Here is a 223-nt window from a genome sequence, read left to right on the forward strand (position 1 = left end):
ATCGCGGCCGGATTCCTGACGCTGATTCATAGCGGCTTCCTCAGTGCGCTGATTACCTTCGCGCCCGATCCTCTTTATGAGTGGTACCTTAATCGGACGGCGACGTGGGGAATGGGGGCTCTGGAGGATCAGCAACTCGCCGGCCTGCTCATGGGCGTTCCGATGGGCATGGTCTATCTCCTGGCATGCCTTGCTCTCGCCGCCCGTTTCCTGGAGCCGACGC

At 61.4% G+C, this 223-nt stretch carries 1 protein-coding gene; it reads left to right on the plus strand.

Annotation, left to right across the window (positions count from 1 at the left end; translation table 11 throughout):
* Positions 1-223 (plus strand): cytochrome c oxidase assembly protein (locus tag E4K09_RS23775; protein WP_166802480.1); only part of this gene is annotated, 223 nt, incomplete at both ends.

It is taken from the genome of Microvirga pakistanensis (genome assembly GCF_004458765.1).
Taxonomy (GTDB): domain Bacteria; phylum Pseudomonadota; class Alphaproteobacteria; order Rhizobiales; family Beijerinckiaceae; genus Microvirga; species Microvirga pakistanensis.